This is a genomic window from Streptomyces sp. NPDC043854 (assembly GCF_056436005.1).
In genome coordinates, this window is record NZ_JBWKDK010000066.1 from 22,805 (window position 1) to 32,561 (window position 9,757).

At 70.7% G+C, this 9,757-nt stretch carries 8 protein-coding genes and 1 pseudogene; 5 read left to right on the forward strand and 4 right to left on the reverse strand.

All coding sequences use genetic code 11. The annotated features are described in order from the left end of the window. Positions 1-45 precede the first annotated feature (45 nt). Positions 46-954, reverse strand: coding sequence for a peptidoglycan-binding protein (locus tag AC068A_RS33340; protein ID WP_478590020.1), 909 nt, complete (start codon positions 952-954; stop codon positions 46-48). Positions 955-1,273: 319 nt separating this feature from the next. Then, positions 1,274-2,152 (reverse strand): NlpC/P60 family protein, encoded by an 879-nt coding sequence (locus AC068A_RS33345; RefSeq protein ID WP_478590021.1) that lies wholly within the window; start codon positions 2,150-2,152, stop codon positions 1,274-1,276. Between the two features lie 208 nt (positions 2,153-2,360). Here AC068A_RS33345 and AC068A_RS33350 point away from each other — a divergent pair. Continuing rightward, positions 2,361-2,582 (forward strand): annotated as a pseudogene (locus tag AC068A_RS33350) (helix-turn-helix domain-containing protein); the annotation flags it as partial. 323 nt (positions 2,583-2,905) lie between these two features. Here the strand turns inward: AC068A_RS33350 and AC068A_RS33355 are convergent. Then, positions 2,906-3,379 (reverse strand): hypothetical protein, encoded by a 474-nt coding sequence (locus AC068A_RS33355; protein WP_478590027.1) that lies wholly within the window; start codon positions 3,377-3,379, stop codon positions 2,906-2,908. On the opposite strand from AC068A_RS33355, the gene AC068A_RS33360 reads away from it, so the two are divergent. Continuing rightward, positions 3,378-3,581 carry a peptidoglycan-binding domain-containing protein gene (locus AC068A_RS33360; protein ID WP_478590026.1) on the forward strand — a complete coding sequence of 68 codons (204 nt, stop codon included), beginning with the start codon at positions 3,378-3,380 and terminating at the stop codon, positions 3,579-3,581. The genes AC068A_RS33355 and AC068A_RS33360 overlap by 2 nt on opposite strands. 997 nt (positions 3,582-4,578) lie before the next feature. Further along, positions 4,579-5,433 carry a helix-turn-helix domain-containing protein gene (locus AC068A_RS33365; RefSeq protein WP_478590022.1) on the forward strand — a complete coding sequence of 285 codons (855 nt, stop codon included), beginning with the start codon at positions 4,579-4,581 and terminating at the stop codon, positions 5,431-5,433. Between the two features lie 187 nt (positions 5,434-5,620). On the opposite strand, the gene AC068A_RS33370 is transcribed toward AC068A_RS33365, so the two are convergent. After that, the gene (locus AC068A_RS33370; RefSeq protein WP_478590023.1) at positions 5,621-6,199 is read right to left on the reverse strand and encodes a CHAP domain-containing protein; all 579 of its coding nucleotides are present in this window, start codon (positions 6,197-6,199) and stop codon (positions 5,621-5,623) included. Positions 6,200-7,341: 1,142 nt separating this feature from the next. Here AC068A_RS33370 and AC068A_RS33375 point away from each other — a divergent pair. Both AC068A_RS33375 and AC068A_RS33380 read left to right on the forward strand, forming a co-directional pair. Continuing rightward, complete coding sequence (locus tag AC068A_RS33375) at positions 7,342-8,178, forward strand: NlpC/P60 family protein (RefSeq protein ID WP_478590024.1); 837 nt, start codon at positions 7,342-7,344, stop codon at positions 8,176-8,178. A 116-nt stretch (positions 8,179-8,294) separates the two neighbouring features. After that, positions 8,295-9,587 (forward strand): RICIN domain-containing protein, encoded by a 1,293-nt coding sequence (locus tag AC068A_RS33380; protein WP_478590025.1) that lies wholly within the window; start codon positions 8,295-8,297, stop codon positions 9,585-9,587. The last annotated feature ends 170 nt before the right edge of the window (positions 9,588-9,757 follow it).

Below are 9,757 nucleotides of genomic sequence, written 5' to 3' on the forward strand. Positions count from 1 at the left end.
GCCGCCGGGGGCCAGAGGGCGCGGGGTGAGGCTCGGGTTGCGTGGTCAGTTGACGTTGAGGGTGAGGTTCGTCGGCCAGCCGGCCTGGTCGAGGCGGGAGAAGAGGTCCTTGATGTCGGCGGGCGCGAGCTTGATGCAGCCGTTGGAGCTGTAGTCGCCGGCGTTGTCCCAGCGCCACCAGTCGTCCGACTTCAACGGGTTGTCGAAGGCCTGGGTGCCGTCGGCGAGCATCTCGCTGTGGATGAACATGTCGGTGCGGTTGACCGGCTTCTGGCCGGGCTTGGGGGTGCAGGTCTTGTCTTCGAGCTGGATGGCGTAGCCCTGGATGGCTACCCAGGGGTTGTAGCTCATCGTGCCGCGGTTGGTCTCGTGGCCCTTGATCTTGTAGGTGCCGTTGGGCAGCCATCCCTTATCGCTGGTGCATTCATTGGTGACTCCCGTTCCGGAGCCGGCGCGGTAGCTCTTGACGACCTTGCCGTCGCGTACGAGGGACAGCTTGGACCACATCGGGTTCTGCTGGTTCTTGGTGAACTGCAGCTGGTACCCGCGGGGGCCGGGCTTGGTGCTGGGCGCGGGGGCGGGCTTGGTGCCGGTGTTCTTGAGTACGGCCCAGGTCTGGGGGCCGGCGATGCCGTCGGCGGTCAGGCGGTGCTTGCGCTGGAGGTCCTGGACGGCGTCCTTGGTGAGGGAACCGAAGATGCCGTCGGCGGTCAGGCGGTGGCCGTGCTTGTTGAGCCGGCTCTGGAGGTCCTTGACGGCCTCTCCGCGGGCCCCTTCCTGGAGGGTGGGGGAAGCGATCGCGCCGGGGGTGGCCTTGGTGAGGTGCTGGCCGGTCCTGGCGGGGTCGGCGTGCGCCGTGCCGGCGCCGTTGCCGCCGAGGGAGGCGAAGGCGACGGCGGCGACGGCCGCGAGGCCGGCGGCGTGCAGGGCGATCTTCTTGATGTTCTTGCGCATGGTCTTCTTCCGTCCTGGTATTGGGTCCCCGACAGTGCGGGGAGAGACCTGCGGCCCTGTGCGGGCCGGGCTGACGGGACCGACGATCTGCGTTCCGCTGTTCCACCGACAGACCCGTCGTGTTCCTTCTGTTCCTGGCGCTCCACACGCCTGTGACCTGCGGAAAGGAACGCATCTCACCGCTGTGCCGGAAGGAGCAGGCGATGGCGGCGTGCGCCGGACGCCGGGGAGGCGCATCGCGTTCGGCCGGCGGGGCGGCATCGCGAGGAGGGGGACCGGGGCCGCCGCGGGTCGGCGGCGGCCCCGGTGGGGGTGTGGGTCAGGCGCCGGGCGGGCTGACGTAGCCGGAGATGCGGTTGCCGCCGTTGCCGGTGGCGGTGGCGGGGTTGAGGCGCTGGACGAGGCTGACCTTGTTGCTGTAGTTGCCGTCGACGGTGTCGATGGTGCCGTTCGCGTGGACGGCGACGACGACGCCGACGTGTCCGGGGGTCCCGCCGTCGGGGCGGCCGTAGATCACGAGGTCGCCCGGCTTGGGGGTGTAGCCGGCGCGGTCGTGGAAGAGCCCGTTGTCCTTGCCCCACTTGCCGATGCCGCGCGCGGCCAGGGTGTGGTCGGGCACCCTGCTGACACCGGCCTGGTGCCAGGTCCACTCGGCGAACGCCGCACACCAGGCGACCTGTCCGCAGGAGTGGCGGCCGGAGTCGGAGTACGCGAAGTACTTGTTGCAGGCGCCGCTGCTCTCGGGCCGGTCTCCCTTGGGGGTGATCTGGCCGCGGGCCACGGACACGATCTTGTTCCGCAGTGCGGACGCCGTCGGCGCCGGCTGCGGCTTGGTGGTCGTGCCGCCGCCGTTCTGGAGCGCGGCCCGGGTCTGGGGGCCGACGATGCCGTCGGCGGTCAGGCGGTGCTTGCGCTGGAAGTCTTTGACGGCGTCCTTGGTGAGGGGGCCGAAGATGCCGTCGACGGCTAGGCGGTGGCCGTGCTTGTTGAGTTCGCGCTGGAGGTTCTTGACGGCCTCCCCGCGGGAGTTTTCCCGGAGGTCGGCGGTGGCAGCGGCGGACTTGGTGAGGTGCTGCCCGGGCCTGGCTTCGGCGTGGGCCGAGGTGATGCCGTTGCCGTTGAGGGAGGCGAAGGCGACGGCGGCGACGGCCGCGAGGCCGGCGGCGTGCAGGGCGAGCTTCTTGACGTTCTTTCGCATGGGTTCCGTCCTCGATGAGGCCCTCCCGCTCGCACGTGGCGGTGCGGCGGGGAGGGGGCTGCGGCCTGTGCGGGCCGGGCTGACGGGACCGACGATCTGCGTTTCACCGTTCCACCGATAGCCTGATCATGTTTCTTCCGTTCCCCCCGTTCCACACGTCTCTGACCTGCGGAAAGGAACGGAAACGACCGCCAGCTCAGGAGGGAACGTGCGTCAGGAACGCGGCGAGGACCCATCCACGCCCAAGGCCGCCGAGCAACTGCGCCAGGAGATGCGCAGGATCAGGGACGAACTTGAGTTGTCGCTCCTTGCCCTGGAGCGCAACACGCAGTGGTCGAAAACCTCCTGGCACCGCTTCCTGCGTGGCGAGGGAGTCGCCTTCCCCAAGCGGCCTCAGATGGAGGCCTTCTGCCGCAAGTACGCGAAAGACGACGCCGAACGGCTCCTTGCCCTGTGGGAGGCCGCAAAGGCGGAGGAGCAGCCCGAGACGCCCCCGACTTCAACGCCGTCGGCCACCGCGACGACGGAGCCGGTAGAGGAGAGCGGCCAAGGGCCGACGGTGGGCACCTCGACCGCGGATGCCATGACGGCGGCCCCGGTAGAGCCCGGCGGCCAGGAGCCCGCGCCCGACGCCCCGGCCACGGACACCACGGCGCAGCCGGCGGACGAAGAACCAGCCGCAGCCACCCCAGCACCCGCCACGACACCGACACCCGCACCGCCCCCGGCCCCCGCACCTGCTCCCACGCCTGCTCAGGCTCCGCTGTCGGCGGAGCGCACGGAGCCCACCAGGCCGCCCTCCCCGGGCAGCAGCGCCCCGTCCTCCGCCCGTGCGGGGAAGAGGAAAGGCGGGCTGTCCAACAGCGTGAGGGTGTACGTGATCGCGGCCGTCACGGCGGCAGTCGTGTTCGGGGGCGCGGCCGGACTGATCGCCACCACCGCCGACTCGGGCACACCGGAGGCCAAGAACCCGGGTTCCAGCTCCGCTGAGCCCTCGGCCGGGTCCAAGAGCGATCCTCCGGCGGGGGAGGGGAACACGGCGAGCGGCCGGCCTGGCGCCGGCTCCTCGAAGAACCCGCCTTCACCTTCCGCGTCGCGTACGGGCCTCGCGCCGAGCCCGTCACGGCCGGCGGGCACATCCTCGGCCCCGGCGTCGACGACCGGGGCGGCGGGGGCGGCGAACTGCAAGTTCAACTGGGACCGCACGCAGACCATGGCGAAGGGCATGGTGGGGTCCAAGGTCGAGCAGATCCAGTGCCTGCTCAACTACAACTACGGCCAAGCCCTGAAGGTCGACGGGAACTTCGGCTCCGGTACGGAAGCCGCGGTCAAGGCGGTCCAGGCCTGCAGCGGCATCAAGGTCGACGGACAGGTCGGGCCGGACACCTGGTCCTACCTTGACCGCCCCAAGCCGGCCTGCGGCCGCTGACCGGCTCAGGAGCTCACCCGCGGTCAGGGGGCAACGGCATGCCGCATGGCTCCGGCGAGGCCTGCTGGTCGGCCTCCCGGGATGCGATCGGAGTGCTCGGGAACCAAGTGGTCCGTTACGGAGTTCCCCGTGCGGAAGACCAGCGTCCCCTCCAGACGGCAAAACGGCTCGGCCTCCCCGCTCACACGCCCGAAGGAGCGTGTATCCCGCGTGCCATGTGGGCGTGCGGGCGGGGAGGCCGAGCCTTGGATGTCCTGTTGGCGCAGTACACCCGAAGTGTCAGCGTGTTCGAGGTCAGAACGACGCCGAGAATCGCGGCCCGCTGGGGGCTGCTCTCTCCCCCATGCTGCTCGATGGGGCGTTGTTCATCCACAGTGACGCCGCTTCAGTTTCGTTAAGAACGGCGCCTGCTGGCGTTCTTGCAGGTCAGGGCTCTTTCGAACGTATTTCACTTCGGTTCGGAAGGGCCGCCGAGAAGGTGTGAACATCACGCTCTGTACTCCGTAGGAGTACTGCGACACCATGAGTTGTGTCAGTGCGGTTCCGCCATGCAGGGGAGTTGGCGCTCTCCGGCGGGACTTCGAGGTCAGTTCCGCAGGGTCCTCTGCCGTGGAATCCGGTCCGCGTGCTTTCACGGCGGTGGGCCCTGCATCAACGACGCTGAAAGGTCGAAGATGCAGTCCCTTGTCCATCCGCGAGGCGGCATCTGCCTGCCTCTGCCCGTGCCCGCCACCTGGAAGACCGCGTTAGCAGACGCGGTCAGCCGCTACCGGGACGGGTTCACCACCACCATCCAGAGGTACGCCGTGTCCGCACGGCTGGGCCTCTACTCCGCGGCCGGCGCCGTTGCCGGAGCCGCCGGGTTCGCTGCGGGCCTTGAGCCCGCGGAGTCTGTGGGCCTGGGCCTGAACGTCGCGGCCACGGCCGCGGCCTTCTGGCCCCCGCGGCGCCTGCGGCGTCGTCGCAGGGCCGCTCGACGGGCGACGGGGGGTTGCTGATGCCCCGCCAGCCCAGCCCCATCAGCGCCGAGGCCTCTCCCGAGCTGCGGGAGCTGGCCAGCGCCATGCGCGTGCTCCGAGACCGGTCAGGGCTCTCCTTCCAGGCCCTCGGCGTCCGCGTGAACTACTCGACGGCGTCCCTCTCCGGCGCCGTCTCCGGCAAGAAGCTGCCCACCTGGGAAGTGACCTGGGCGTTCATCCGTGGTTGCGACCCCGAGGCGAACGAGGAGGTCTGGCACCAGCGGTGGCTGGCCGCTGAGGAAGGCGAGCTGCGACGGGCGGGGGCCGAGGCCTCCGCCTCCGGACCGGACACGGTGCGCCGGCAGTCCGCCGGCGTACCGCGCGCCCGGCGGTCCGTCGCCGAGCTCGTACGCGAGGAGGTCGAGCGCCGGCAGCAGAGCACCTCATGGCGCCCGTCGGAAACCGTCACCGTCAGCACCGCCCTCGGGCTGTGCACGACGGCGTCCGACTTCCGGGAACTCCTGCGCGACCTGATGGAGACACAGGAGCTCACCTCCGACGATGTCCGGGGCAACGCCCGCACGAAGGGGCTCACCCTCACCCGCACGGAGCTGTTCACCCTGCTCAACGGTGACGAGATCCCCGAGACCGAGCCGCTGCACGCCTACCTGCTGGGCTGCAACGTGGGGCCCACCCGGGTCCACGAGTGGCACAACACGGCGACCCGGATCAAGATTTCCCAGGCCCGGGAGGTGGTCGAGGAGGACCCGCGCCGGGCCGGCCGGTGGCGGCGCTTCTGGGGCCAGCTCAACGTGGACACCACGATCGGCATGGTCTGCACCGTCATCTTCACCACCATCCAGCTGGTGTCGGTGTTCAAGCACGGCGTCTGATCCGCACCACCGAAGGGGCCGCCCCACCCAGGGGCGGCCCCTTCGCTCATGCGCGCGGGAGCCGTGCCCGGCCGTATTCAACGGCGCCACGAGGCTGGGTGACGGGCCGGCACCTGACGGTGCCGGCCCATGGTTCGTTCCATGTACCCGGGAGACCGTGGTACGACCTGCCTGCCGGGGGGTGAGGTCAGCGGGCCACCGGAGTGACGTAACCGCTGATCTTCTGGGCGGGGTTGACCTGGGTGCCGACCTTGTAGGACTTCCAGTTGCGGGAGCTCACACTGCCAGGGTTGCCCTGGTTGCCGCCCACCACGGTGATCTTCGAGCCGGAGATGGCCACCACGATCGCCACGTGGTCGTCGCTGGTGTCCGCGGTGTGCAGGTTGTAGAGGATCGCGTCGCCGACCTTCGGGGTCGAGTGCATCGGGCCGTAGTTGGCGAAGCTGGACGCGAGGTTGTTGAGCTTCTTCATCTTGCCGCCCACGCCGTTCTTCCACCACACCCAGCCGACGAAGTCGGCGCACCAGGCGTGCGCTTCGGTGCCGTTGGGGCCGCAGCTGCCCGTCTGGGCGGTGCCCCGGCCCCAGTAGCTGCCCTTGCCGTTCAGCCCGCACGGGCCGGCACCGATCTGTCCCTTGGCGGTGGTGGCGATCTTCGCTCCCAACGGGGCGGCCTGGGCGTTGGCGACGCCCGAGACGGCTATCGCGGTACTGGCGAGCAGGGTGATCGCGGCGCCCCTGGCCGCGAGGGAAGTGAGCTTGCGCATGGCTGACTCCATGGGTCGAGAGCCGTGGTTCGCACGGCAGTTCGCTGGGATGGCAGAACTCTCGACGGGTCAGCGGGGGGCGGCCAAGGGATTCCGCTGTCCGGGACTGTCCCGACATGTCCAGCCCGCTGTCCGTGCAGATCAGCGAGTGCCGCACTGCCGACAGGGATCAGCCCGGTGGGGTGTGCGGCTCGGCCCAGTGGCCGGACCGCCGACCGACTTCCGGCCCCCACGCCCTCCCGGCAGCTGTACGAGCGGTCGGCCGACCGGACGCCGTCCTCGAAAACCGCGCGGTCATGGACCCAGCCCGTTCTGCTTGGCTGCCGACAACCTGGCGGGTGTGTCCACGTGGCCGGCAGCGTGCGCGGGCGCAGGTAAGCGGATGCGTCCGCTGCTCCCACCCCTGCTCCGAGACCGTCGTTGGCGGAGCGCCGCAGCCGGCCGGGCCTTCGTCTCCGGGGAACCGCGCCCGGTTCTCTGCCCGGTGCGGGGCGGAAGGGCGGGCTGTCCAACGGCGTCAGGGCGTACGTGATCGCGGCTGTTACTGCGGCAGCCGTGTTCGGGGAACGGCGAGGCATCCGCCACCACCGCCGACCCAAGTCCCCGTAGGCCAAGGCCCCGGGCGGCAGCTGAGCCTCGGCCGAACCCAAGAGCGGACACTCCGGCAGGGGAAAGGGACACGGCGAGCCGCCGACCCGGCACGGGCTCCTCCAGGAGCCCGCCCTCGCCGCCAGCGAAACGCGGGCACCCATATAGCCGGAGCAAGCCGGGTTTGCCAGGGCGCTGGGTTGGCGGATGCTGTGGCCGCTTCTGCGACACGCCAGTCCTGAGTTGTCTGTGCTGGTCAGGCGCGGTTTCGTGGGCAGGTTCCGCTGCCCGCGCCGAGCGGTTGGGCGGCGGCGGACGGACTCGGACTGTCCCGGACTCATGAAGGCCTGGCGGGATATCCACACAGCGGATGAGCCTCCTGTGCGGGCCGCGAACTGCGCGGCCCGAAGGAGGCTGTGATGGCGCAACAGACGCTGACGAGGCCCGGCCGGCGCGCGGCAGGGCGGGTATCAGGTCCAGGTTCTCACCGGCGCCCCCAGACCCGTATCCCGCGCGGGAGCCGCGGGCGGGAGGTGTGGTGGGCGGTTCCGTTCGTGCTGGTGCTGTTCGCGCTGTTGATCCTCCTCGGCGCGGGCCTGAGCGTGAACGGGCCAGATGAGGCGTCGCCGGTTGCGCAGCCGTCGGCGGGTCTTGTGCCCGAGGAACCCAGAGACCCCGAGCCGCCACTGACGGAGCAGCCCGCGCCACCGACCCAGCCCGCGCCCCCGGCGCAGCCCGCGGAGAGGCCCGCTGAGCCGTACCCCGGCCGGGAAGCTGCAAGGCCGGAAGCCGTGAACAAGACGGTGGTGCTGCAGCCCGGTGACACGCTCTCCGCTCTGGCCCTGAAGTACGACACGAGCGTCGAAGCCCTCCAGAGGCTGAACGATCTGGGCAGCTCGACCCTGATCTATGCCGGGGACACGCTGCGCATACCGGCCGCGGACAGTCGCCCGGCCGGCCACAAGCCGAGGGGCGACGAATCCCACCGGCCCGAGCCCGCGCCGAAGCAGACCGATACAGACGGCAAGAAGCCGACTGTGAAGGGCGGCGCCGCCGCGGTCGCCTTCGCCCGGGCGCAACTGGGCAAGCCCTACGTCTGGGGCGGCACCGGGCCGCGCGGGTTCGACTGCTCGGGCCTGGTGATGCTGGCCTGGCAGGAGGCCGGGGTGCAGCTGCCGCGCACCACATGGGACCAGGTCCGGGCAGGTGAGGCGACCACGCGCGTTCGGCTCGTACCCGGCGACCTGGTCGTCACTCGCGGCGGCGGCCATGTCCAGCTCTACATCGGCGACGGCGAGGTCATCCATGCCTCGCGCCCAGGCCGCACCGTCACGGTCGCACCGCTGGCCGATGCCTCCGACGTCGTCGGCTACCGCCACATCACCGGCTGACCGCGACGAAGACGACGGTGAAAACGCATACTGCCGTGCACCATCCGGCCCTGCCGGTTTCTCTCCCCCCTCACCTCCGCACTACCCTCCCTAGCACACATGATCGAGGAGGGGGCATGGGGGGAACGGGGCCGGACCCGAAAGACGCCCGCACACCGGCGGAGTTCGTGGCCACGATGCGCCGATTACGCAGTTGGGCCGACCTGAGCTACCGGCAGTTGGAACGCAAGGCCGAGGATGCCGGTGACGTGCTGCCGCGCGCGACGATCTCCGGTGCGCTGACACGGGGAGACCTCCCCCGCGAAGAGCTCCTGATCGCCTTCGTCCGCGCCTGCGGCGGCGATGCGGCCACCGTCGACGCCTGGGTGGACGCCCGCCGCCAGCTCGCGATGAGCCAGGAACCGGTGGCCCCGGGAAGCGACGATGGCGCGGAGACCGCCCTGCCGAACGGCACAGCCGGCATTTCCACCAGCACGGACACCGCAACAGGTTCGGACACCGAGACCGTCCCGGACACGGCCGGCGACGCCGACACCAGCACGGCCGCCGAGGCGACCACCACGGAGAGCCCCGAGGAGAAGGCCGCGCCCACCGCGCCGGCGCTTCCCCGGCCAACGTCTGAGGCGAACGAACGCAGACGCAGCAGACGCATCCTGCCCGTGGCCATCGCCAGCGCCTGTGTCGCCGCGGGGGTGCTTCTCCTCATCCTGTGGCCGGGAGGCAAGCCCGACAGCGACAAGACGAACGCTGCCCCGCCCGCCAGCACCAGCCCCAAGGCCCCCACGGCGTCTGCTTCATCCCCTGCCGCTGCCGCTGCCTCTGCTTCTTCTTCATCCTCCGCGTCGCCGGGCACCTCCCCGTCCCCCAACAACGAGAGCGGCACGCCGCCGCCTGCCGGGACCGCGACCCAGCCCGCCAAGGCCCCAACCGCCAACCCCGCGCCGGCTACCCCTGCTCCTGCAGGGATGCCCAAAGCCGGCTGGGTGAGAATGCACCCGGCGAGCTCCTCCACCCTGTGCATCACCGAAGGCCGGGAACGCAACGGCCGTACCAACCGCGAGATCGCCGTACAGCGCCCCTGCACCGAGGCACTCCAGCCGCGGGTCTACCTCGAATCCCTCGGCAACCAGACCTACCGCATCCAGTGGCACCACCCCGAGATCGGCAAGGGCTGCCTGGGCGTCGACGAAGCACTGGTCGAAGGAGCACAGCTGATGTCCCCCGGCGACTGCACCGACGCCCTCGGCTTGAAGTACCGCCTGGAGCCCTCCGGCAGCGGATACCGACTGCGCCCCCTGGACAGCAACATGTGCATCGGCATCCTGCCTCCCCGCACAGAAGGAGCCGAAGCCATCCAGGCCGAATGCACCGGGGCCAGCGACCAGGTCTTCCGCTTCAGCCCTGTGTGAACCGCAGCAGCGCAGCCCTGGGCCTGTCGGCAGCACTGGACGCCAGTTTCTGCAGACTGGGTGTTGTGACCAACGTGGAGGGGGGGGGGGGGGGGGGGGGGGGGGGGGGGGGGGGGGGGGGGGGGGGGGGGGGGGGTGTGGGGGGGGGGGGGGGGGGGGGGGGGGGGGGA